At 65.3% G+C, this 20,956-nt stretch carries 24 protein-coding genes; 10 read left to right on the forward strand and 14 right to left on the reverse strand.

What is annotated here, in order from left to right:
- Positions 1-12: 12 nt before the first annotated feature.
- From ITX31_RS06455 to sigE, 3 genes are read right to left on the reverse strand one after another with little or no spacing between them, the layout of a single operon-like run.
- Positions 13-459, reverse strand: coding sequence for a Sec-independent protein translocase TatB (locus ITX31_RS06455; RefSeq protein WP_194782650.1), 447 nt, complete (start codon positions 457-459; stop codon positions 13-15).
- Positions 460-509: 50 nt separating this feature from the next.
- A complete protein-coding gene (locus ITX31_RS06460; protein ID WP_194782651.1) occupies positions 510-1,421 on the reverse strand; it encodes a zf-HC2 domain-containing protein in 912 nt (303 codons plus the stop codon).
- A 5-nt stretch (positions 1,422-1,426) separates the two neighbouring features.
- Positions 1,427-2,038 (reverse strand): RNA polymerase sigma factor SigE, encoded by a 612-nt coding sequence (sigE, locus tag ITX31_RS06465; RefSeq protein WP_194782652.1) that lies wholly within the window; start codon positions 2,036-2,038, stop codon positions 1,427-1,429.
- A 370-nt stretch (positions 2,039-2,408) separates the two neighbouring features.
- On the opposite strand from sigE, the gene ITX31_RS06470 reads away from it, so the two are divergent.
- Positions 2,409-3,053, forward strand: coding sequence for an O-methyltransferase (locus ITX31_RS06470; RefSeq protein WP_194782653.1), 645 nt, complete (start codon positions 2,409-2,411; stop codon positions 3,051-3,053).
- Here the strand turns inward: ITX31_RS06470 and ITX31_RS06475 are convergent.
- The 5 genes from ITX31_RS06475 to ITX31_RS06495 all read right to left on the reverse strand — a co-directional run bounded on the left by ITX31_RS06475 (position 3,050) and on the right by ITX31_RS06495 (position 6,789).
- Entirely contained in the window at positions 3,050-4,600 is a 1,551-nt protein-coding gene (locus ITX31_RS06475) for a leucyl aminopeptidase family protein (RefSeq protein WP_194782654.1), read from the reverse strand. The genes ITX31_RS06470 and ITX31_RS06475 overlap by 4 nt on opposite strands.
- A 66-nt stretch (positions 4,601-4,666) precedes the next feature.
- Positions 4,667-4,834: a DUF3117 domain-containing protein gene (locus tag ITX31_RS06480; RefSeq protein ID WP_082413265.1), complete on the reverse strand. Its 168-nt coding sequence runs from the start codon at positions 4,832-4,834 to the stop codon at positions 4,667-4,669.
- Between the two features lie 184 nt (positions 4,835-5,018).
- Positions 5,019-5,594 (reverse strand): DNA-3-methyladenine glycosylase I, encoded by a 576-nt coding sequence (locus tag ITX31_RS06485; protein WP_194782655.1) that lies wholly within the window; start codon positions 5,592-5,594, stop codon positions 5,019-5,021.
- Positions 5,591-5,983, reverse strand: a complete 393-nt coding sequence (locus ITX31_RS06490) for a DivIVA domain-containing protein (protein WP_194782656.1) — start codon at positions 5,981-5,983, stop codon at positions 5,591-5,593. The genes ITX31_RS06485 and ITX31_RS06490 overlap by 4 nt, the downstream gene beginning before the upstream one ends.
- A gap of 35 nt (positions 5,984-6,018) precedes the next feature.
- Positions 6,019-6,789 (reverse strand): TIGR00730 family Rossman fold protein, encoded by a 771-nt coding sequence (locus ITX31_RS06495; RefSeq protein WP_194782657.1) that lies wholly within the window; start codon positions 6,787-6,789, stop codon positions 6,019-6,021.
- A gap of 145 nt (positions 6,790-6,934) precedes the next feature.
- On the opposite strand from ITX31_RS06495, the gene ITX31_RS06500 reads away from it, so the two are divergent.
- The 4 genes from ITX31_RS06500 (at position 6,935) to ITX31_RS06515 (ending at position 10,288) form a co-directional block, all read left to right on the forward strand.
- Complete coding sequence (locus ITX31_RS06500) at positions 6,935-7,714, forward strand: amino acid ABC transporter ATP-binding protein (RefSeq protein ID WP_194782658.1); 780 nt, start codon at positions 6,935-6,937, stop codon at positions 7,712-7,714.
- Positions 7,715-7,804: 90 nt separating this feature from the next.
- Positions 7,805-8,644: a glutamate ABC transporter substrate-binding protein gene (locus tag ITX31_RS06505; protein ID WP_194782659.1), complete on the forward strand. Its 840-nt coding sequence runs from the start codon at positions 7,805-7,807 to the stop codon at positions 8,642-8,644.
- 100 nt (positions 8,645-8,744) lie between these two features.
- Positions 8,745-9,419, forward strand: coding sequence for an amino acid ABC transporter permease (locus ITX31_RS06510; RefSeq protein WP_194782660.1), 675 nt, complete (start codon positions 8,745-8,747; stop codon positions 9,417-9,419).
- Positions 9,416-10,288, forward strand: a complete 873-nt coding sequence (locus ITX31_RS06515) for an amino acid ABC transporter permease (RefSeq protein ID WP_194782661.1) — start codon at positions 9,416-9,418, stop codon at positions 10,286-10,288. The genes ITX31_RS06510 and ITX31_RS06515 overlap by 4 nt, the downstream gene beginning before the upstream one ends.
- Before the next feature lie 78 nt (positions 10,289-10,366).
- Here ITX31_RS06515 and dapE read toward each other — a convergent pair whose 3' ends face one another.
- Positions 10,367-11,461, reverse strand: coding sequence for a succinyl-diaminopimelate desuccinylase (gene dapE / locus ITX31_RS06520; protein ID WP_194782662.1), 1,095 nt, complete (start codon positions 11,459-11,461; stop codon positions 10,367-10,369).
- A gap of 33 nt (positions 11,462-11,494) precedes the next feature.
- Between dapE and dapD the strand changes: the two genes are divergently transcribed.
- The 3 genes from dapD to galE are packed head-to-tail and all read left to right on the forward strand — an operon-like array spanning position 11,495 to position 14,434.
- Positions 11,495-12,466 (forward strand): 2,3,4,5-tetrahydropyridine-2,6-dicarboxylate N-succinyltransferase, encoded by a 972-nt coding sequence (gene dapD, locus ITX31_RS06525; protein WP_194782663.1) that lies wholly within the window; start codon positions 11,495-11,497, stop codon positions 12,464-12,466.
- A 36-nt stretch (positions 12,467-12,502) separates the two neighbouring features.
- On the forward strand, positions 12,503-13,363 hold the full coding sequence (locus ITX31_RS06530; RefSeq protein ID WP_194783544.1) for a hypothetical protein: 861 nt from the start codon (positions 12,503-12,505) through the stop codon (positions 13,361-13,363).
- Between the two features lie 51 nt (positions 13,364-13,414).
- Positions 13,415-14,434 (forward strand): UDP-glucose 4-epimerase GalE, encoded by a 1,020-nt coding sequence (galE, locus tag ITX31_RS06535; RefSeq protein WP_194782664.1) that lies wholly within the window; start codon positions 13,415-13,417, stop codon positions 14,432-14,434.
- A gap of 156 nt (positions 14,435-14,590) precedes the next feature.
- Here the strand turns inward: galE and ITX31_RS06540 are convergent, their stop codons facing one another.
- The 3 genes from ITX31_RS06540 to fdxA all read right to left on the reverse strand — a co-directional run bounded on the left by ITX31_RS06540 (position 14,591) and on the right by fdxA (position 17,545).
- Entirely contained in the window at positions 14,591-15,883 is a 1,293-nt protein-coding gene (locus ITX31_RS06540) for a citrate synthase (protein ID WP_194782665.1), read from the reverse strand.
- A 187-nt stretch (positions 15,884-16,070) separates the two neighbouring features.
- Positions 16,071-17,225: a succinyldiaminopimelate transaminase gene (dapC, locus tag ITX31_RS06545; RefSeq protein ID WP_194782666.1), complete on the reverse strand. Its 1,155-nt coding sequence runs from the start codon at positions 17,223-17,225 to the stop codon at positions 16,071-16,073.
- Positions 17,222-17,545, reverse strand: coding sequence for a ferredoxin (gene fdxA / locus ITX31_RS06550; protein WP_091602954.1), 324 nt, complete (start codon positions 17,543-17,545; stop codon positions 17,222-17,224). Before fdxA ends, dapC begins: the two co-directional genes overlap by 4 nt.
- A 124-nt stretch (positions 17,546-17,669) precedes the next feature.
- Between fdxA and ITX31_RS06555 the strand changes: the two genes are divergently transcribed.
- Positions 17,670-17,918, forward strand: a complete 249-nt coding sequence (locus ITX31_RS06555) for a hypothetical protein (protein ID WP_194782667.1) — start codon at positions 17,670-17,672, stop codon at positions 17,916-17,918.
- 31 nt (positions 17,919-17,949) lie between these two features.
- Positions 17,950-18,456 carry an ArsR/SmtB family transcription factor gene (locus ITX31_RS06560; protein WP_194782668.1) on the forward strand — a complete coding sequence of 169 codons (507 nt, stop codon included), beginning with the start codon at positions 17,950-17,952 and terminating at the stop codon, positions 18,454-18,456.
- Here the strand turns inward: ITX31_RS06560 and ITX31_RS06565 are convergent.
- Positions 18,453-18,908, reverse strand: coding sequence for a hypothetical protein (locus ITX31_RS06565; RefSeq protein ID WP_194782669.1), 456 nt, complete (start codon positions 18,906-18,908; stop codon positions 18,453-18,455). The two genes, ITX31_RS06560 and ITX31_RS06565, sit on opposite strands and share 4 nt — an antisense overlap.
- A gap of 55 nt (positions 18,909-18,963) precedes the next feature.
- Entirely contained in the window at positions 18,964-20,886 is a 1,923-nt protein-coding gene (typA, locus tag ITX31_RS06570) for a translational GTPase TypA (protein WP_194782670.1), read from the reverse strand.
- Positions 20,887-20,956 lie beyond the last annotated feature (70 nt).

A 20,956-nucleotide genomic window follows, 5' to 3' on the forward strand; every position in this document is an offset into this window, starting at 1 on the left:
AGCCGGCTGGTACTAGGTAGCCTCGGCGTCGAACGGTGCCGGCTCACCCGCGCCAAGCCGCTCTATCCGCTGAAGCGGTGACGGCGCGGGCGGAGCCGCTGCCTGGCCGCCGGGAGCAGGCACTGCAGGGCCGGCTCCATACGGCGCAGCGGCCGGCCGGGCGGATCCCTTGCTGCGCGCAGCGGCCGGGCGCACTGCCTCTTCGACGTCGTCGAGCAGGGCTTCCTTGATGATACGCCGGGGGTCGTACTGCCGGGGATCAAGCTTCCGCCAGTCCACCTCGTCTATTTCCGGACCTACTTCTTCGCGCAGCTGTTCACGGGCGCCCGTTGCCATGCGGCGGAGCTCGCGGACCAGGCGCGCCAGCTGGGATGCGTATTCGGGCAGGCGTTCGGGTCCAAGAATGGCCACGGCAAGGACCGCCAGGATGATCAGCTCATAGCCATTAATTCCGAACACTTTTGAAGGTTACCTTTTCCCGCGGGATTGGGGCCACTTTGGCAACGGGCTCAAAGGGGATGCCCGGCGCCGGCCAGCAGTGCCAGGCCGTTCAGGACGCGGTCCACGGCCCCGGAGCCGGGGTCCTTTGCAGGCACCAGCAGGCGGGCTGACTCGCTGAGGGACAGTTCAGCCACCGCGGAAGAGAGGGTTTCCCCTGGAGTCGAGGACGTCAGTGTGTAAGTAACATTCCGTGCAGAGAGCACGGCTTCCCCGGGACGGGCGTCATCCCGCCAGATCCTCGGAGCGTTTTCGGTGGCCACGGTGACAGCGCTGAAACCCTCCTCGGCTACCGGCCGCCCACTGACGGCATGCAGCACCTCGGGATTGGCGTCCCCTTGCCGGGGACGCTGTTCATAGACAGTGAGGGTCTCGCCGTTGCGGTTCAGTTCCATGGCAACTGCCGGATGCCCGGCCACCTGGAGGGTCCGGGCCGAGGCCAGCGTGAATCCAAGAGCGTCCAGGTCCGGGCAGGACCATCCGTCTTTGCGCAGCCCTTCCACGTCTTCGGCGGAAAGGCTCCCGGCCCGCTGCTCAGCCAGCTGGTTCCAGCCCGCCAGCAGGTGTGCCTGCTGGGGTCCCGTAAGCGGGTCATCCGCAATCGATCCAAGAATGTAGGCGCCGGCCAGGACAAATCCCGAGACCATCGCGAGGATCCCGCCGACTGCTGCGGCGTACCGGGCGCGGCCTGCTCCGGGGGAAGGAGCCGGCCTGGCTGCGCTGTCTGCGACGATTCGGCTGGCCAGGTCTTCCCGGGGGGCCGGAACCTTCAGTGCCCGAAGGCGACTGCGAAGGCGGCGCTCCTCCTCCACCGCACAGCGGCACGCGGCGCAGCGCGAGAGATGGGTCTGGATGGCGGCACGCCGGCGGGCCGGTAACTCCTCGTCCAGGAATGAACGAAGATGACGTTTTGGGTGGCGCATATGCTCTAGCCGGCTCCTGCCACGCGCGGAAGCTTCAGGCTCACCGAGGGAGCGCGGCGCTGCGTCGGATCACGGTGCGCAAGCTTCTCCTTCAGCATGCTGCGGCCCCTGTGGATGCGGGAGCGGACAGTACCGAGCTTCACGCCGAGCGCGTGTGCCACTTCGTCATAGGAGAGACCTTCCAGATCACAGAGCACGACGGCGGCACGGAAGTCCGGGGGCAGTTCCTCCAGCGCACGCTGGATGTCAACGTCAAGGTTGTTGAACTCGAAGCTGCGCTCCGGCCCAGGTCCGGAGGAAGGCAGCCTGCTCTCGGCTTCTTCGCTCATGCCGTCGAACCGGATGCGGCTGCGCCGCCGGGCCTGGTCGAGGAAAAGATTGGTGGTGATGCGGTGCAGCCAGCCGTCCAGGGTTCCGGGCTGGAAGTTGGCAAGGGAGCGGAAGACGCGGACGAAGACTTCCTGCGTTAGGTCCTCGGCGTCGTGCTTATTGCCGGTCAGCCGGTAGGCCAGCCGGTACACCTTGGCAGAGTGGGTCTCCACCACTTCCTGCCAGGTCGGACGCACCCAGTCGTTTACCGCGGATGCTTCAGCAGCGCCGTCAAGTGTCCCCGTCACGGTCCTCCTCCCTTCGTAACGTTTTTCTGCCCCCTGGACCGCGCGGCGTGGCGCGGAACGGGCTGGCGATCGTCAGTAGGTCCACGTCCATGGTGGCGCATAATTCTGAGAGTTCGCTGTTAGCACGCCCCATGAAAGGAAACAAGCAGGCTCCGGAGAAATACCCGGAGCACACCGGGGCGCCGCACGGGGACGAAAGGCTGGCGGGAATCGAACCGCCGTGGCCTTAAGCTTGTAATGCCGCGGTTCCCGCCGCAGCATTGCACAGCACCTGGCAGCTGCCGGCTGTGTTCCCCGGACCGGCCCGGCCATGTTCTGCCGGGACGCGGAACCCTGCACTTTTTATTTGAGCGAAAGAGACAGTACGCCCATGAGCGCCGACAAGCAGAGCACGTGGTCCTACACGGAGGCGCTGCCGTTCGAGGACGAAGTGCTGCTCCGTGCACGGGAACGCTCACACGAGCTCGGTGTGAACCCGGTCAGCACCGGGGTTGGGGCTGCGCTCACCGTACTGGCGGCGTCGTCGAAGGCCCAGACCGTGGTGGAGATCGGAACCGGCGCCGGCGTGTCCGGGGTATGCCTGCTGCGGGGCCTGGGCACGGGCTCGGTGCTTACCACCATCGATTCGGATGTGGACCATCTCCGCGCAGCACGGCAGGCATACTCAGAGGCGGGCATTCCCGGCAATCGGACCCGCACCATTTCAGGCCGGGCGGCCCAGGTGCTGCCGCGCCTGACGGATAACGCCTACGACCTCGTCTTCATCGATGCGGACAAGCCGTCGTTCCTGCTGTACGCCGAACAGGCAGCGCGGCTGCTCAAGCCGGGAGGGCTGATGATCATCAACGGTGCATTGGACAACGGCAGGGTGGCGGACCCCGCCGCCCGCGGCCAGCTGACCGTGGCTATGCGCCAGGTCGGGCGGTTCATCCGGGACAACGACTTCCTGGTCTCAGCCCTGCTGCCCACCGGAGACGGTCTGCAGCTGGCGGTCAAGACAGCCGGCGGCCGTTAGGCGGCCTGTGACCGCAGGCGGGCCGCCCGTGCACGGAGGAAAGCGATGAGCAGCCGTGCCCCGAAGCCGGTGGCTCCCTTCGAATATTCGTGCGTATCCGCCGGCACTTCCATAGGCCCTGCAATGTCCAGGTGGATCCACGGTGTCCCGTCGACGAACTTCTCCAGGAACAGCGCAGCCAGGATCGCACCGCCGCCGGCCTTCGCTCCCACCGGGGCAACATGTGCGAGATCCGCGGAGGTGGATTCAAGCAGGAAGTCATACTCAGGCACCAGAGGCAGCTGCCAGAGCGGCTCGCCGCTGCTGCTCGCGGCGGCTTCCAGGGCGCTAAGCAGCTGCGGGTCATTGCCGAAAAGTGCTGCGTGCCGCTTGCCCAGGCCCAGGGCCGCGGCACCGGTGAGGGTCGCGACGTCGATCAGCGCCGAGGGGCTGAGCTTCTTCACGGCGTAGGCCAGCGCATCGGCAAGGACCATGCGTCCTTCGGCGTCCGTGTTGCCGATCTCCACCGTGGTGCCGTTGTAGGTACGCACAATGTCGCCGGGGCGGTAGGAGGAGCCGCCCAGCGCGTTTTCGGCCAGGGCGAGCAGGCCGGTTACTTCGAACGGCACCTGGAGCTCGGCAGCGGCCTGGACGGCAGCCAGGACGACGGCGGAGCCCGCCATGTCCATTTTCATCGCCGGCATGGATTCGCGCGGCTTGAGGGAGATTCCGCCGGAATCGAAAGTGATGCCCTTGCCTACGAGGACTACGTTCTGGTCCGTCGCGGCCGTGGCGGGACGGTAGGTGATCCGTACCAGGCGGGGACCGTTGGCCGAGCCGGACCCCACGGCGGAAAGTCCGCCGAATCCTTCGGCCCGGAGCCGCTGGGGATCCCAGACCTCAACGCCCAGTCCACGGGAAGATGCCACCTCAGCGGCCTGGGCGGCCATCCACTCCGAGGTGGCGGTGTCCGGCGGGGTATTGGTCAGGTCGCGGGCCAGCCAGGCGGCCCGGGCCGAGGTTTCGGCAAGTTCCAATGCCTGGGGCAGCAGGCCGGTAACTTCCATTTCCGCTGCCATCGGCTCTGCGGGCTTCTGCTTTCCCGTTCGGGGCGCCCGGTATCCGCCGAGGAAGAACCCTTCAAGGAATGCCTGCTGGGCCTGGGAAGTCAGGGAATCTATGACGCTCATCCGGATCTTCCGGGCACCGAATGTTGCCCGTGCCAGGCTGGCGCCGGCGCGCCTCAGGCTTTGGTGCGATTCGTCGCCGACACCCAGGTAGATGAGCTTGCCCGGAAGATCGTCCGACCCCCGCGGCGCCTCGACAACCAGGTGCTCTCCGGCCTTACCGGTGATGCCTGCAGCTTCGGCACGGGCCGCCACGTCGATTCCGTAGCTCACGGCGGCTTCCACCGCTCCGCGCCTGGGTTCGGGAACCTGGCGGTCCCCGGGCGGACCGGGAGCGATGGCGACGGCGAGGACATCCACGCCTTCGGCACGAAGGCCGTAGTTTTCGGCCGGGGTCTCGGGGCGCTCCGCCAGCGAAGCGAGCCCGGTCACCGTTGTCATCCTGCGGATAGCCGGCGCGGCTCCCGCAGGCCTTGAAGTCTGCCTGTTAGGACGCATGCACCAAGCCTAGCTGGTGACGCCGAGGAGGCATTCCTTGAGCTTGCCCGCTTCTTCGGCGTTGAGTTCAACGACGAGCCGGCCGCCGCCGTCGATAGGCACCCGCAAGATCAGGCTGCGCCCTTCTTTGGTGACCTCCATGGGTCCATCACCCGTACGCGGTTTCATCGCAGCCATATTGAAGTTCCCCTTTCAAAAGTGCACCGCGGGGTTATTCCCCGAGTAATCACCGTTTCCTGCTGCCGCGCCGCCCCCATTGTTGTTAGGGTGCCGAGCGGCAATTGGTGCCATTATTCCGTACAAACCGTAAGCAGGCGAAATTTCGGTGTGTCTGGGGACACACATCCGTGCGGATCACGGCCTAGGAAGCTGTCCTGAATTCACACCCGGCCAGATGATCGTTTACGTACCCGGTGGCCTGCAGCATGGCATAGGCCGTCACCGGCCCCACGAACCGGAACCCGTGCCGCCGCAGCTCCTTGGAGAGGCTGCGGGATTCCGGTGTCTCGGCCGGGACCTCCGCCGGCGACTGCGGGGCCGGCTTCTCCGGCGGCCGGTGCCTGTCCAGCAGCAAACCAAGCGATTCCCCGTCCGGCAGGGCAAGCAGCGCCCTCGCATTGCCAATAGTGGCGCGGATCTTCGCTTCGTTGCGGACAATGCCCGCATTGCCCATCAGCTGCGCCACTTCCGCCTCGCCGAAGGCAGCCACCCGGTGCGGATCAAAGCCCTCGAACGCGCGGCGGAAAGCATCCCTTTTCCGCAGGATGGTGATCCAGCTCAGGCCCGACTGGAATCCCTCCAGGCACAGCCGCTCGAACAGGGCTGGTTCGCCGTGCACCGTGCGGCCCCATTCGGTGTCGTGATAGTCCCGATAGTCCTCGCTGGACACGGCCCAGGGACAGCGGAGCCGGCCGTCCGGTCCGGCGAGAGCGCTCACGGATCCTTCCGTTCGGACGGCAGCCCCGGCTCTGCGAGGACATGCCGGCCGGTTTCGGACGGGATGCCGGCACCCGGGTCCCGGAGCTGCGCCAAAGCAGCGTCCCTTTCCAGCAGCGCCTGGGCCAGCCGGGCCAGGACCTCATCCACCTCGTCCATGCGGTAACCGCGCAGCGCCACGGAGAACCTCAGGTCCGCAATGTCGGCGGCGTCGGGATGTTCCGGCAGCAGGACCGGCGGAAGTCGCGGATCAGGTTCCCCCGGGACAGCTGCCAGGTCCCGAAGGGACGGGGTTCCGCCGGTCCGTCCAGGGCGTGGGCCGAACCGGCCGGCAGCAAACGCTGCTGCGCCTCCTACGGCGGCTATTGCTAGGAATGCGAGCAGGATCATCACCGGTACATCGTCGCAGATCCGTTGCCCTGTGGTCAGAGCGAGCGGTGCCCCGCGCTGTCGGCAATGATGAGCTTTACTGCCTCGGCCGGATCATCCACCAAATGGACAAGGTCCAGGTCCTTGGCGGAGATCATGCCTTCTTCCAGCAGTGTCCCCCGCACCCAATCGAGCAGCGGCGTCCAGAATTCGGTACCAATAAGCACTATCGGGAATGAGGTGACTTTCTGCGTCTGGACCAGGGTCATAGCCTCGAAGAGTTCGTCCAGGGTTCCAAAACCGCCCGGCAGCACAATGAACCCCTGGGCGTACTTCACGAACATGGTCTTGCGGACAAAGAAATAGCGGAAGTTGATGCCCAGGTCGACCCACTCGTTGAGGCCGGTTTCAAAGGGCAGTTCGATTCCCAGGCCGACGGACACTCCCCCGGCTTCGACGGCGCCCTTGTTTGCGGCTTCCATTGAACCGGGACCGCCTCCGGTAATGACCGCCAGGCCGGCTTCCGAAAGCAGCCTGCCAACGGCTTCTCCGGTTTGGTACCAGCGGGATCCCGGCAGGCTGCGCGCGGAACCGAACACGCTGACTGCCGGACCCAGCTCTGAGAGAGTTCCAAAACCCTCGACGAACTCGCTTTGGATGCGCAGTACCCGCCACGGATCAGTGCGGGTGAAGCTTGTTCCGTCCGCGGTGTCCAGCAGGAACCGGTCGGACTGCGGGACCCGGGCCTGACCGCGCCGCAGTTCCACCGGACCCCGCCGTTTGGCGGAAGCCGGACTGTTGGAGCGTTCTTCGTCGCTGATAGCCATCTTCCAAGGCTAGCGTTCCCCCAGTGACGGCCACCTCACCGCCACGTCCCCGGCCCGGCGTCTTTTGGTTTCTCTTGAGTCACGATTTGCCCACGTCAGAGTGATCGGGAACACCAGGTGTTGATTTGTTCGCTATCTTCTACCTATGACCAGTGACACAACATCAGGGCAGCCGGTGCCTGAGCAAGCAGCACCCCTCGTCTCGCTGAAGAACGTAAACAAGCACTTCGGGGACCTCCATGTGCTGCGGGACATCAACCTTGATGTGGCGCGCGGCGAAGTCGTGGTGGTGATCGGCCCCTCCGGGTCCGGCAAGTCAACCTTGTGCCGCGCCATCAACCGCCTGGAGACCATCGACGACGGTGAAATCACCATCGACGGCAAGGCCCTGCCCGCGGAGGGCAAGGCCCTGGCCAAGTTGCGCGCCGACGTCGGAATGGTCTTCCAGTCGTTCAACCTGTTCGCGCACAAGTCCATCCTGGACAACGTCGCCCTGGGCCCCATCAAGGTCAAGCGGACCAAGTCCGCCGAGGCCAAGGAAAAGGCCATGGCGCTGCTGAAGCGGGTCGGCGTGGACAACCAGGCCAACAAGCTTCCGGCCCAGCTATCCGGCGGCCAGCAGCAGCGCGTCGCGATTGCGCGGGCGCTGGCTATGAAGCCCAAGGTCATGCTGTTCGACGAACCCACTTCCGCACTGGACCCGGAGATGATCAACGAGGTCCTGGACACCATGGTGGAGCTCGCCCAGGAAGGCATGACCATGATCGTGGTGACCCACGAAATGGGATTCGCCCGCAAGGCGGCCGACCGCGTGATCTTCATGGCGGATGGCCAGATTGTGGAGCAGGCTGCACCGGAAGAGTTCTTCACCAACCCGAAGAGCGACCGCGCCAAGGACTTCCTCGGCAAGATCCTGGCCCACTAGCGCGCCGCTCACGCACCATCAGCTTTCATCCACCCTTTTGAGGCAAGGCCTGGGTCCGCGCGGGTCCAGGCCGCAATGCAAGGAGAAAATATGCGCAAGACCCGTTACGCAGCCGCCGCCATGGCCGCAGCTGCCGCACTCACTCTGTCCGCCTGCGGCGGCGGCGATTCCGGCTCCGACTCGGCAGCATCCGGCGACGCGGAGACCATCCGCGTCGGCATCAAGTTCGACCAGCCAGGCCTGGGCTTCGCGGAATCCGGCGACTACTCCGGTTTCGACGTAGACGTTGCCAAGTACGTGGCCAACGAGCTCGGCTACGGCGAAGACCAGATCGAGTTCATCGAGACGCCGTCCGCCCAGCGCGAGAACATGCTGGAGAACGACCAGGTCGACATGATCTTTGCGACCTACTCCATCACCGACACCCGCAAGGAAAAGGTCGCCTTCGCCGGACCGTACTTCGTTGCCGGCCAGGACCTGCTGGTCCGCTCCGACTCCGACATCACCGGCCCTGAAGACCTGAACGGCAAGACCCTGTGCTCGGTCACCGGCTCCACCTCCGCCCAGAAGGTCAAGGACGGAATCGCCAACGACGTGAACCTGGTTGAGCAGCCCAGCTACGCCGAGTGCGTCACCGCCATGCAGGGCGGCTCGATTGATGCGGTAACCACCGATGACATCATCCTGGCCGGCCTGGCTTCCACCGAAGCGAACAAGGGCCAGTTCAAGGTTGTCGGCAACACGTTCTCCGAGGAGAAGTACGGCGTCGGCATCCAGAAGGGCAGCGACAAGTGTGAAGACATCAACGCCGCCATCGAGAAGATGATCGAAGACGGCGCTTGGGAAGAAGCCATCAAGAAGAACACCGAAGGCGCTGACTACACGTTCAACGCTGATCTGAATCCGCCGACCATGGACGCCTGCGCCTAAAGCGGCCCGCCTCCGCTTGACTTTCGGCGGCAACGTTCGGGGCAGGGCCTAGGCCCTGCCCCGAACTCCGCTCCACACATTTTTACGGAAGAGGTGACATATGGAAGGTTTCCTCGAACTCTTCGGCGAATACGACGTCGTCGGGGCCTTCTGGGTCAACATCCAACTCACGTTCTGGGCCGGTCTCTGGTCCCTGGTGCTCGGCACCGTCCTGGCCGTGATGCGTATTTCGCCGATCGCCAGCCTTCGCTGGTTCGGCACAGCGTACGTGAACATTTTCAGGAATACCCCGCTGACCATCATCATGGTTTTCGGCACTCTGGCCTTGTGGTCCCAGCTGCAGGTAAACCTCTCCCCCGATTTCCAGCTCAACTTCTTCCGTCTCGCGGTGCTGTCGCTGTCGGTCTACCACGCGGCATTCGTCTGTGAGGCAATTCGGAGCGGTGTGAACACGGTTCCGCTGGGACAGGCTGAAGCAGCCCGCTCCATCGGGCTGTCCTTCCTGCCCGCTGCCTGGCTGATCATCCTCCCCCAGGCGTTCCGCGGAGCCGTGGCACCGCTGGGCAACGTACTGATCGCACTGGCGAAAAACACCACCGTCGCTGCGGTGGCCAGTGTCGCCGAAGCATCGGGCCTGATGAAGACGATGATCGAGTTCCGGCCCGATCTCATGACACAGATCTTCCTGACCTTCGCCATGGGCTTTGTGCTTATTGTGATCCCGATCGGCCTGCTCACTACCTGGGCCTCTAAGAAGCTGGCGGTGGCCCGATGAGCCAAAGTGTCCTGTTTGACGCGCCCGGGCCGCGCGCACGCCGTCGTATCCTCATTGCCAACATCCTGGGAGTGCTCTTCATCCTGGGCCTGCTCGCCGTCGTCGTGAACGGCCTGGCGGAGAAGGGCCAGTTCGAAGCAGCCAAGTGGACGCCCTTCCTCGAGGCCGACACCTGGCAGTACAACATGCTTCCGGGCCTGATGGCCACGCTCCGCGCAGCCGCCGTGGCCATCGTGACATCCATCGTCTTTGGCCTGATCTTCGGACTCGGACGACTCTCCTCGATCAAGGCCGTCAGCTGGGTTGCCGGCGTGATCGTTGAGTTCTTCCGCGCCGTTCCCGTGCTGCTGATGATGATCTTCTTCTATCAGTTCCTGTCCAAGGCAACTCCGGTCCCGCCGGCGGATGTTCCGTTCGTGGCGGTTGTGGTGGCGCTGACCCTTTACAACGGTTCAGTGATTGCCGAGCTCGTGCGGTCTGGAGTCTTCGGCCTGCCAAAGGGGCAGCGTGAGGCGGGACTCGCCATCGGCCTGACCCGCAGCCAGTCCCTGCGGGTGATCGAGGTTCCGCAGGCCCTGGTCGCCATGCTGCCGGCACTGCTGAGCCAGTTCGTCGTCATCCTCAAGGACTCTGCCCTGGGCGCGTTCATCGGCTACAGCGAGCTGCTGGTCTTCGCCCGCCGGCTTGCCGCAGGCGAGGGAAACATCCTCCCGGCCCTGCTTGTCACGGCAGCGATCTTCATCGTCCTTAACATGCTCCTGACGTTCGCCGCCCAGCGCCTCTCGCTCCGGCTCGGCGCCCGCGCAGGAAGCCTGCTCAAGGCGGAAGACGCCGTGGAGCCCGAAGGGGCGCCCGCACCGGCCAAGTAGTCCGCACACCGGGATGACAGAAAGTGCCCTTTGGAAGCTTGCTTCCAAAGGGCACTTTCTGTCATCCCAATGAGGAGGCTATGCGGCGAGCCAGGCCTCCAAAGCAGCGAGGCACCGGCGAACGGCTTCGCTGCTGACGTGCTCGTTGTCCGAGTGCGCCAGCAGCGCATCTCCCGGACCGAAGTTGACTGCCGGAATTCCCAGGGCACTGAAGCGCGCGACGTCGGTCCAGCCGTACTTGGGCTTGGGCTCGGCTCCCACGGCTGCTACGAAGCTGGCCGCTGCCGGCCGGTCCAGCCCGGGACGGGCTCCCGCCGAGGAGTCGGTGAGGACCAGGTCGAAGCCGTCCAGCAGCTCGCGCACGTAGGCCTCGGCCTGGGCCGGCTCCTTGTCCGGGGCGAACCGGTAGTTGATCTCCACGACTGCGGAATCCGGGATGACATTGCCGGCAGTGCCGCCGTGAATCTTCACCGCATTGAGTGACTCGCGGTAGTCCAGTCCTTCAACCCGCACGGTCGCCGGCTGGTGGTCGCGCAGCCGCACCAGGATCTCCGCGGCGCCGTGGATGGCGTTCTCCCCCATCCAGGCACGGGCTGAATGCGCCGCCTTGCCGGTGGTACGGGCCTGGAAGCGCATGGTCCCGTTGCATCCGCCTTCCACTGTGCCGTCCGTGGGCTCCAGCAGGATGGCGAAGTCCGCCCTCAACCATTCAGGAAAGGACTTCTCCAGACGGCCCAGGCCGCTGAGGGAGGCGTCGACTTCCTCATGGTCGTAGAAGATAAACGTCACGTCCCGGCTTGGATCGGTGAGCCTGGCGGCCAGCGCCAGCTGCACGGCCACGCCGCCCTTCATGTCCGTGGCGCCCCGGCCATAGATGACGTCGCCGTCACGGCTTGAAGGCACGGTTCCCCGCGAGCCGGGAACGGAAGGCAGGGGCACGGTGTCCAGGTGGCCGGCCAGGATGACGCGCTCACTGCGTCCAAGGCTCGTGCGGGCCATGATCGAATCGCCGTCCCGCACCACTTCCAGGTGGTCAAGGCCCTTCAAGGCAGTTTCAACGGCATTGGCGATCGCCGCTTCGTTCCCGGACACACTCTCAATGTCCATCAGTGCCGCCGTGAGGTCAGCGACGTCGTCGAGCAGGTTCAGGGGTTCGGCAGGTAATACGGTCACCGGTCCACAGTACCGCTCGGTAGAGTAGAAGCCATGACTTCAAGCACTTCCTCAGCCCCCACCCCACGCACCGCGTCCGGTCTTGGACTGGCCACCGTTACCGCAGACGGCACGGTCCTGGATGTCTGGTATCCCCGCCCGGCCCTCGCTCCCCTGCAGAACGACGGCGAGCTGGCAGCAGAGCTCGGGAAAGCCGCGGCGGCAATGGCTGACGAGGTCCGCGGAACCCGCGGCGAGGTCGTCGAAACACAGATCGACCTCGACGACGCGCCGGCAGGCACCGCCGACGCCTACCTCCGGCTGCACGTTCTCTCCGCCCGCCTCGCGGCACCGAACACGATCAATCTGGACGGCATCTTCGGTGTCCTGCCCAACGTCGTCTGGACCAACTTCGGCCCCTGCCAGGTGGCCGGCTTCGACCAGGTGCGGATCGCCCTGCGTGCCCGCGGCGCCGTCACCGTCTACGGCGTGGACAAGTTCCCCCGCATGGTGGATTACGTCCTGCCCTCCGGCGTGCGCATCGCAGACGCAGGCCGTGTCCGCCTGGGTGCACACCTGGCCGAAGGCACCACCGTCATGCACGAAGGATTCGTGAACTTCAACGCAGGCACCCTCGGCACCTCCATGGTGGAAGGCCGCATCTCGGCCGGTGTCGTGGTGGGCAACGGCTCCGACGTCGGAGGCGGCGCATCCATCATGGGAACCCTGTCCGGCGGCGGCAAGGAACGCATCACGGTAGGTGAGCGGGTACTCCTGGGCGCGAACTCCGGTGTGGGGATCAGCATCGGCGATGACAGCGTCGTCGAGGCGGGCCTGTACGTCACTGCGGGCACCCGCGTCAGTGTCACCGACCCGGAAACGAAGGAAGTCCGCACGGTTAAGGCCGCTGACCTGTCCGGCGTGCCGGGGCTGCTGTTCCGCCGCAATTCGGCAACCGGCGCGGTGGAAGCCCTTCCCCGCCTGGCCCGCACGGTTGAGCTTAACGCAGCACTGCACGCCAACTAGGGTCCGGTCCGGGAGAGAAGGGCAGTGGCCCGTACCATGCCGCCGGCACGGCGCAGACGCACCAGCGTACTGCTTCTTGGTGCCGCGGCAGTGGCAGCCGTGCTGCTTTACCTTCTGGTCCTGGCCTCCGGACGCGACGAGGAGCGTCCCGTGCGCGAACGCTGCACTGCGGCCGTCAGCGGCGCTTCCTGGTCCCTGAACCCTGACCAGGCGGTCAACGCATCCACCATCACCGCCGTCGCCGTCGCCCGCGGCCTCCCGCCGCGGGCGGCGTCGATCGCCCTGGCCACCGCGGTCCAGGAGTCCGGCCTGCGGAACCTGGATTACGGAGACGACGCCGGTCCGGATTCACGCGGACTGTTCCAGCAGCGTCCGTCCCAGGGCTGGGGCACGCAGGAAGAGGTCATGGACCCGGTCTACGCGGCCAATGCCTTTTATGACGCACTCATCGAGGTCCCCGGCTACCAGGACCTGCCGATCACCGTCGCTGCCCAGACCGTCCAGCGCAGCGCCTTTCCCGACGCCTATGCGGACCACGAACCGGAGGGCAGGGCCTTCGCCTCTGCCCTGGCCGGGCAGTCACCTGCCGCCCTCAGCTGCACGCTGGGTCCCGCCGAGGCACCCGGAGATCCGAACACCGTCCTGGCCGCCATGTCCTCGCTGTACGGACAGCAGCAGGCCATGGTGCTCGGTGAGGTCCTGGTTGTGGGTGCCTCCGGCGAGTACGGCTGGTCGCTGGCCCAGTGGTCCGTGGCCAACGCGAAGGCGCTGAACATCAATGAGGTCTCCTTCGACTCCAGGACCTGGACCCGCGGCAGCGCCACCTGGAGCTCTTCGGATGCTCCGGCGACCCAGGTTGCCATCCATATCGCCCCGGTGTCAGTCGGCCGGGGATAGCGTCCCGCCGGGCATCACGGCCACCCGGGGCGAACCCGCTAGGCTTGAACCATGCGCATACTAGTCACCGGAGGAACCGGCTACATCGGGTCCCACACCACCCTCGAGCTGCTGCAGGCTGGCCACGACGTCGTAGTAATGGACAACCTGGCAAACTCCAGCACTGAATCCCTGGCCCGGGTCCAGGAGCTCACCGGACGCACCGCGGCCTTCGTGCAGGCAGATCTGCTGGATCCTGCCGCCCTGGAGCAGATCTTCACCGAGCACTCCCCCGAGGCCGTCATCCACTTCGCCGGGCTCAAGGCAGTCGGTGAGTCGGTAGCCAAGCCGCTGCACTACTACCGGAACAATGTCGCCGGAACGCTGAACCTGCTCACGGCCATGGACCGCCACGATCTGCGGACCATCGTCTTCAGCTCCTCGGCCACCGTGTACGGGGCATCCGAGGAAGTCCCGCTCGCGGAGGACCAGCCAATGGACGCCGTGAACCCCTACGGCCGCACCAAAGAGCAGATCGAGGACATCCTGGCGGACCTCGGCGCTTCAGACGAGCGCTGGAGCATCGCGCTGCTGCGCTATTTCAACCCGGTCGGCGCACACGAATCCGGCCGGATCGGCGAGGATCCCACGGGTATCCCCAACAACCTGCTGCCCTTCGTGGCCCAGGTGGCCGTCGGACGCCGTGAAAAGGTCATGGTCTTCGGCAGCGACTACCCCACCCCGGACGGCACGGGAGTGCGCGACTACATCCACGTCATGGACCTGGCCGCGGGCCACCTCGCGGCCCTTGACTACATTGCGGCCCGCAGGGGCGTCCAGCGCTGGAACCTTGGCACCGGCAACGGTTCCTCGGTGCTGGAAGTCCTGGCCGCTTTCTCCAAGGCAGCAGGCAGGGAGATTCCTCATGAGCTTGCCCCCCGCCGTCCCGGAGACGCTGCCGTGAGTTACGCCGACCCCGCAGCCGCCAAGGCCGACCTGGGCTGGACCGCCGGCCGGTCACTGGATGACATGTGCCGGGACCACTGGAACTGGCAGAAACAGAACCCGCAGGGCTACGCCTCCCAGGCCTAGTCCTCCTCCGCCCCGACCCCCGAGAGGTCAGTTACGGCCCGTTTGAGGCATCAAAACAGCCGTATCTGCCTCTCGGGAGGGGTGGGAACGTATCGGGTCTGGCAGGGACGCAAGGAAGGGCCCGCATCCTGAGGATGCGGGCCCTTCCTGTGTGTTCTAGCGCTCCGGGAAGCTGCGCTCCGGAAGACCTGTGTACAGCTGACGCGGCCGGCCAATCTTGGTCTGCGGATCCTGCATCATTTCTCGCCACTGGGCAATCCAGCCCGGGAGGCGGCCGATGGCGAAGAGGACGGTGAACATCTTCTCCGGGAAGCCCATGGCCTTGTAGATCAGGCCGGTGTAGAAGTCCACGTTCGGGTACAGCTTGCGTTCAATGAAGTAGTCGTCCGCGAGGGCCTTCTCTTCCAGGCGCATGGCAATGTCCAGCAGCTCGTCGTTGCCGCCCAGGTCCGCGAGGATCTCGTGTGCGGTGGCCTTGACGATCTTGGCGCGCGGATCATAGTTCTTGTAGACGCGGTGCCCGAAGCCCATGAGCTTCACGCCGTCTTCCTTGTTCTTGACCTTCTCCATGAAGGCTTCGGGCTGCGTGCCGGTGGACTGGATGTCCCGCAGCATGTTGAGCACGGCTTCGTTGGCCCCGCCGTGCAGCGGGCCGAAGAGGGCGCTGATGCCGGCGGAGATCGAAGCGAACATGTTCGCGTTGGAGCTGCCCACCAGGCGGACCGTTGAAGTGGAGCAGTTCTGCTCGTGGTCTGCGTGCAGGATCAGCAGCAGGTCCAGGGCCTTGACCAGCTTCGGGTTCAGCTCGTACGGCTCGGCGGGCAGGCCGAAGGAGAGCCGCATGAAGTTCTCCACCAGGTTCATGGAGTTGTCCGGGTAGAGCATGGGCTGGCCGATGCTCTTCTTGTGTGCGTAGGCCGCGATCACGGGGAGCTTCGCCATGAGGCGCACGGTGGACAGCTCCACCTGCTCCTCATCGAAGGGGTCCAGGGAGTCCTGGTAGAAGGTGGAGAGGGCGCTGACGGCTGAGGAAAGTACCGGCATCGGGTGCGCGTCACGCGGGAAACCGCCGAAGAAGCCCTTGAGGTCCTCATGCAGCAGCGTGTGGCGGCGAATCCGGTGGTCGAAAGCCTCAAGCTCTGCCGGGGTGGGCAGGTTGCCGTAGATCAGCAGGTATGAGGTTTCCAGGAAGCTCGAGTGCTTCGCCAGCTGCTCGATCGGGTAACCGCGGTAGCGCAGGATCCCGGCGTCGCCGTCGATGTAGGTGATCGCCGAGGTGGTGGCGGCGGTGTTCATGAAACCGGGGTCGAAAGTAACGGTGCCGGTCTGCTTCAGCAGCTTCGACACGTCAAAGCCGTCGTTGCCCTCATTGGCAGTGATGCGGGGCAGCTCAAGCTTGTCCGCAGGGTCGGTCCCATAGTGCAGTTCGGCACTTGGTCGCTCAGTCATTTTTCTCCTTCAGGAGTTTGAAGAACCCACTGCTACGGGCCCGCGTCCTCGTGAGAAGAGCGCCCATAGTACACATTCGTGCTTTTATCTATTTCGCTAAAACGCTACCGGGTTACGGGGCGATACAACTAATCCGCAGCCATGTTGTTGTGCAAGCGCAACATCAGTGCATGATGCCACGGCCGGTTCAGCCCGCTGCTGCTTCCAGCCGGCGTACTGCCGCCGCGACGCGCTCGTCGCTTCCTGTCAGCGCGACCCGGACATAGCCCGCACCCGCGTTCCCGTAGATAACGCCGGGACCAACAACAATGCCGAGCGCGGCGAACCGTTCCACGGTGGTCCAGGTGTCTTCTCCGGCCGTCGCCCAAAGGTAGAGGCCGGCCTCGGAGCTTGAAATCTTCAGGCCGAATGCCTCCAGAGCCGGAACCAGGACCTCACGCCGGGCCCGGTACCTGTCCTTCTGCTCCGCTACGTGGCTGTCATCGGACAGGGCCGCCAGCATGGCAGCCTGGACCGGCGCCGGGACAATCATCCCGGCGTGTTTGCGGCTGTTCACCAGGTTCGCGATAATCGCGCCGTCACCGGCCACGAAGGCAGCACGGTAGCCGGCAAGGTTGGACTGCTTGCTCATTGAGTAGACCGCAAGGAGGAAGTCATTGCTGCCGCCGCTGACCCGCGGGTCAAGGACGGACGGAACCGGAGCCCCGCCGCGTGCCGTGTCCCATTCGCCCCAGCCGAGTTCGGCGTAGCACTCGTCCGATGCCACAACGGCGCCAAGAGAACGTGCCTGGTCCACCAGCGCAGCCATCGATTCGACGCCGCGGACACTGCCGGTCGGGTTGCCAGGAGAGTTGACCCAGACCAGCCGAACCCGGGAGCGGGTCTGTTCATCAAGGTCGTCAAGGTCATCGGCGGCCACGGGCGTCGCCCCGGCCAGTACGGCACCCATGTCATACGTCGGGTAAGCGACGGTGGGCCGGACTACGACGTCGCCGGAACCCAGGCCCAGCAGCAGGGGCAGCCAGGCCACCAGCTCTTTGGAGCCCACCGTGGGCATAATGTCCTGCGGGTCAAGGCCCGGCACGGACCGCCGGCGGGAGAACCACTCCGCAATCCCCTGCCGCAGCGCTGCGGTTCCGTGCGTAGTGGGGTACGCTGGCGCATCCGCTGCCGCGGCAAGGGCGGCCTGGATGAAGTCCGGCGTGGGATCGACCGGAGTTCCGATCGAGAGGTTTACAGCGCCGTCGGCATGCCGTGATGCCTGCTGCACGTACGGTGCCATGGCCTCCCACGGGTATTCCGGCAGGTTCAGGCCGAAGCCGCCGGAGGCTTTGGTGCTCATCCCTGGTTCTGCGGCGGAAGTGCGGCGATCAGCGGGTGATCCTTGTGCGTGTTGCCGAGCTTTGCGGCACCGCCGGGGGATCCCAGGTCGTCGAAGAATTCGACGTTGGCCTTGTAGTAGTCCGCCCACTCCTCGGGGGTGTCGTCCTCGTAGTAGATGGCCTCGACCGGGCAAACCGGTTCACAGGCGCCGCAGTCCACGCACTCGTCCGGGTGGATGTAGAGGGAGCGTTCACCTTCGTAGATGCAGTCCACGGGGCATTCTTCGATACATGCCTTGTCTTTAACATCCACGCATGGCTGCGCAATTACGTACGTCACGTCCCTTTGCCTTCCTTGGTGTGCGGATTTCCGCGTCGCGGCAGATCTCCACGCGGTAATGCTTCCACGTTAGTAGTCCGTTCCATTATCTCCCAGCCGGGAGGGTGCCGCGTACTATGTAACGGTGAGAGCCCCATCCCCCGAGGAACGCCTCCGTGCAGCGGGCACGGGCCAGCGCGCCGTCGTGCGTTACCGCTTTGACGGCGGCCTCACGGACGCGCTGGGAACCATCACGGCCCTCGACGACGTCGGACTCACCGTGGCTACCCGCACCGGAACGGTCCGCATCCCCTGGGTCCTGGTGACCGCGGGCAAGCCCGTTCCGCCCGCCCCCGAACGGCGCGGCCCGCGCCGGACCGGCTCCCCGGAGTAAGCCGCCACCGAGCCCGGCGTATGCTGGTTTGATGCCAAACGATGAAATGATCCAGGCCCGGGGACGAGCGCTGAGCTCCCCCGTGCGGCTGCGGATCCTGCGTTTGTGCCTGCACGCCGAGCGGACCAACAAAGAGATTGCCGAGGCGCTGGACCTGAATCCGGCCACGGCCCTGCACCACGTGCGGACACTGCTGGCCACGGGTTTCCTTGCTGCCGGCACGCCCCGCACCGGTAACCGCGGCGCCAAGGAAATTCCCTACCGCGCCACCGGGCTTAGCTGGAAGACCTCGCTGCCGGAGAGTGCCAACATGGTCTTCATCGAGACGTTCCTGCAGGAAATCGAAGGGCTCCCGCCGTCCGACATTGAGGTTGTGCGCATGGGCCTGAGCCTTAACGAAGAAAACCGCCGCATCCTGATGGACAAGCTGCGGGCGGTTTTCGACGACTATGCACTGCGCGGCCCGGATCCGGACGGCACGCCTACGTCCCTTCTGCTGGCCCATCACCTGGACCGCACCAGCGAACGGCTGGACTAGCTCCGGTTTTCGGGGCCCTGACGGTAGCCGGGGTCGCTCCCGTAGGGCAGGACCGGCGCCTGCTGGGCTGTGCGTTCAAAGCGCGCTTCGCGCCGCAGCACGACGGCGGTGACCATCACGGCCGCGACCGTCGCCAGCGACTGGCCGAAGAGCCAGATCAGCCCGGCGGTAATGACCGGAAGGTCCAGCCCCGATTCCGTTCCCGTGACAATCAGCGGACCGCTGAAAATATCCAGGGAGAAGACCCCGAGCAGGACGTAGGTCAGGATTCCGGTAGCCGCGCTGGCGGCTACTGAACGCGCCCACAGCCCGGCAAAGACGGCGACGGCGGCACTGAGGACCAGCGCTCCGGCCGCCCCAAGGGGCAGCGGTGTCTCCCCCGCATAGAGCACGTGGGCGTGCAGTGACGTTCCCAGGATGCCCGCCGCCAGGGCACCAAGCACAACGGCCACAGTGCCCCGCCAGTGCGGGACCCTGTGACCTGGTGCCTGGAACACGGCGATTGGACTAGGCCTTCGCGCGGGCGCGGTTGGCCTTGGCACGCTCGTTGGCGTCCAGGATGAGCTTGCGGATGCGGATAGCCTCCGGGGTGACCTCCACGCACTCGTCCTCGCGGGCGAACTCGAGGGATTCCTCGAGCGTCAGCTTGCGCGGCGGGGTCAGGTTCTCGAACGTGTCCGAGGAAGCTGCACGCATGTTGGTGAGCTTCTTTTCCTTGGTGATATTCACGTCCATGTCATCGGCGCGGGAGTTCTCGCCGACGATCATGCCTTCGTAAACCTCGGAGGTGGGCTCCACGAAGAAGGAGCCGCGTTCCTGCAGGTTGATCATGGCGAACGGGGTAACGACGCCGGCGCGGTCAGCGATCATCGAACCGTTGGTACGGTATTCGATCGGACCGGCCCAGGGCTCGTAGCCTTCGGAGATGGAAGCGGAGATGCCTGCGCCGCGGGTTTCCGTGAGGAAGCGGGTGCGGAATCCGATCAGGCCGCGGGCGGGAACGATGAATTCCATGCGGACCCAGCCGGTGCCGTGGTTGGCCATGTTGACCATGCGTCCCTTGCGGGCTGCCAGCAGCTGGGTCACGGCACCGAGGTATTCCTCGGGCACGTCGATGGTCATGTGCTCCATCGGCTCGTGGACCTTGCCGTCAACGACCTTCGTGACAACCTGCGGCTTGCCGACGGTCAGTTCAAAGCCTTCGCGGCGCATCTGCTCCACGAGGATGGCCAGGGCGAGCTCGCCGCGGCCCTGGACTTCCCAGGCATCCGGACGCTCGGTGGGCAGGACCCGCAGGGAAACGTTGCCGATCAGTTCCTTGTCGAGGCGGTCCTTCACCTGGCGGGCGGTGACCTTCGCGCCCTTGACCTTGCCGGCCAGCGGGGAGGTGTTGATACCGATGGTCATGGAGATCGCGGGATCGTCCACCGTAATCAGCGGCAGCGGCTTCGGGTTCTCAAGATCGGTGAGGGTTTCACCAATGGTGATGTCCTCGATGCCGGCGACGGCGACAATTTCGCCGGGACCGGCGGACTCGGCCGGAACACGCTCAAGGGCTTTAGTGGCCAGCAGTTCGGTGATCTTCACGGTCTTCAGGCTGCCGTCATGGCGGGCCCAGGCAACCTGCTGTCCCTTGCGCAGGGTGCCGTTGAAGATGCGCAGCAGCGCGAGGCGGCCCAGGAAGGGGGAAGCATCCAGGTTGGTGACGTGGGCCTGAAGGACGCCTTCGGGATCGTACGTCGGAGCCGGGATGTGGTCGATGATCGTCTTGAACAGCGGCTCAAGGTTGTCATTGTCCGGTGCCTGGCCGTCGGCGGGCTGCTCCAGGGAAGCAGCACCCACGCGGGCGGCAGCGTAGACAACGGGGACGTTCAGGACCAGGTCAAGGTCAAGGTCCGGAACTTCGTCCGCAAGGTCGGATGCCAAGCCAAGGAGCAGGTCCATGGATTCGCTGACAACCTCGTCGATGCGGGCGTCGGGGCGGTCGGTCTTGTTGACCAGCAGGACGACGGGCAGCTTGGCGGCCAGCGCCTTGCGCAGCACGAAGCGGGTCTGCGGCAGCGGGCCTTCGGAGGCGTCCACGAGCAGCACCACGCCGTCGACCATGGACAGGCCGCGCTCGACCTCACCGCCGAAGTCGGCGTGGCCGGGAGTGTCGATCACGTTGATGGTGATGGTTTCGCCGTTGGCAGCCGGGCCGTTGTAGAACACGGTGGTGTTCTTGGCCAGGATGGTGATGCCCTTTTCACGTTCCAGGTCACCTGAGTCCATCACGCGTTCTTCGACATCTCCGTGCGCAGCAAAGGAGTTCGTCTGCTTGAGCATGGCGTCGACGAGGGTCGTTTTGCCGTGGTCAACGTGGGCCACAATAGCAACGTTGCGGAGATCGCTACGCACTGCGCTGTTCACAGCCGTGTTGGTTTCTGACATGCGTGAAGACTCAATTCATTGGTAACAGTTCGGGGATAATTCACAGTGGTCCGGAATCGATCCGGAGAAT

The sequence above is a fragment of the Arthrobacter gandavensis genome, assembly GCF_015355785.1.
Lineage (GTDB): Bacteria > Actinomycetota > Actinomycetes > Actinomycetales > Micrococcaceae > Arthrobacter_B > Arthrobacter_B gandavensis_A.

Coding starts and splice junctions, on each gene's coding strand:
- ITX31_RS06460 (WP_194782651.1), bottom strand. CDS start 1,421: ATGCGCCACCCAAAACGTCATCTTCGTTCATTCCTGGACGAGGAGTTA.
- ITX31_RS06470 (WP_194782653.1), top strand. CDS start 2,409: ATGAGCGCCGACAAGCAGAGCACGTGGTCCTACACGGAGGCGCTGCCG.
- ITX31_RS06475 (WP_194782654.1), bottom strand. CDS start 4,600: ATGACAACGGTGACCGGGCTCGCTTCGCTGGCGGAGCGCCCCGAGACC.
- ITX31_RS06480 (WP_082413265.1), bottom strand. CDS start 4,834: ATGGCTGCGATGAAACCGCGTACGGGTGATGGACCCATGGAGGTCACC.
- ITX31_RS06490 (WP_194782656.1), bottom strand. CDS start 5,983: ATGATCCTGCTCGCATTCCTAGCAATAGCCGCCGTAGGAGGCGCAGCA.
- ITX31_RS06495 (WP_194782657.1), bottom strand. CDS start 6,789: ATGGCTATCAGCGACGAAGAACGCTCCAACAGTCCGGCTTCCGCCAAA.
- ITX31_RS06500 (WP_194782658.1), top strand. CDS start 6,935: ATGACCAGTGACACAACATCAGGGCAGCCGGTGCCTGAGCAAGCAGCA.
- ITX31_RS06505 (WP_194782659.1), top strand. CDS start 7,805: ATGCGCAAGACCCGTTACGCAGCCGCCGCCATGGCCGCAGCTGCCGCA.
- ITX31_RS06510 (WP_194782660.1), top strand. CDS start 8,745: ATGGAAGGTTTCCTCGAACTCTTCGGCGAATACGACGTCGTCGGGGCC.
- ITX31_RS06515 (WP_194782661.1), top strand. CDS start 9,416: ATGAGCCAAAGTGTCCTGTTTGACGCGCCCGGGCCGCGCGCACGCCGT.
- dapD (WP_194782663.1), top strand. CDS start 11,495: ATGACTTCAAGCACTTCCTCAGCCCCCACCCCACGCACCGCGTCCGGT.
- ITX31_RS06530 (WP_194783544.1), top strand. CDS start 12,503: ATGCCGCCGGCACGGCGCAGACGCACCAGCGTACTGCTTCTTGGTGCC.
- galE (WP_194782664.1), top strand. CDS start 13,415: ATGCGCATACTAGTCACCGGAGGAACCGGCTACATCGGGTCCCACACC.
- ITX31_RS06540 (WP_194782665.1), bottom strand. CDS start 15,883: ATGACTGAGCGACCAAGTGCCGAACTGCACTATGGGACCGACCCTGCG.
- dapC (WP_194782666.1), bottom strand. CDS start 17,225: ATGAGCACCAAAGCCTCCGGCGGCTTCGGCCTGAACCTGCCGGAATAC.
- ITX31_RS06560 (WP_194782668.1), top strand. CDS start 17,950: ATGCCAAACGATGAAATGATCCAGGCCCGGGGACGAGCGCTGAGCTCC.
- typA (WP_194782670.1), bottom strand. CDS start 20,886: ATGTCAGAAACCAACACGGCTGTGAACAGCGCAGTGCGTAGCGATCTC.